General features: G+C 66.2%; 1 protein-coding gene. It reads right to left on the bottom strand.

The window, feature by feature from the left end; all coding sequences use genetic code 11:
• Positions 1–5: 5 nt before the first annotated feature.
• A partial coding sequence (locus OOZ15_RS20090) for a TOBE domain-containing protein (RefSeq protein ID WP_265958204.1) occupies positions 6–529 on the bottom strand: 524 nt, incomplete at its 5' end.

The following is a 529-nucleotide window of genomic DNA, read 5'->3' as shown; positions in this document are numbered from 1 at the left end:
AGACCTTATTCATGGTTGGTCTCCACGCGGTACTCGTCGACGTACAGGCCGACGTGGTTGTCGGGAAAGCGAAGGTAGGCGCGCCCCTCGGGCGGATCCTGGTCCTCTTCGATACGGGCCTTCACGGCGTACTCGCCCAACCGCAGGTAGAGGATCGAGTAGGTGCCCAGGTCCTGGGCGTGCTCGACCGCCGCCTCCATGCCGCCTTCCACCGGCTCGCCGGATACCTCGATGAACTCGGGACGGATACCCAGCTTGACGTTGCGCGAGCGGGCACCGGCCACGGCCTCCCGCAGGCGCGTGCCGACGGCGATGGGGGTTTCGCCGGCCATGACCCGATCGTCCCGGGTCGAGACCTCGAGGAAGTTCATCCCGGGGCTGCCGATGAAGTAGCCGACGAAGGTGTGATTCGGCCGCTCGAAGAGTTCCCGGGGCGTGCCGAACTGCACCACCTGCCCCTCGTACATCACCGCGATCTTGTCGGCGAAGGTGGAGGCCTCGAGCTGGTCGTGGGTCACGTAGACCATGG

The sequence above is a fragment of the Galbibacter kalidii genome, from assembly GCF_026241135.1.
In the GTDB taxonomy this organism is placed as follows: Bacteria; Bacteroidota; Bacteroidia; order Flavobacteriales; family Flavobacteriaceae; genus Galbibacter.
The sequence above is the reverse complement of the archived record's forward strand: the minus strand, read 5'-3'. Positions and strand labels throughout refer to the sequence as shown.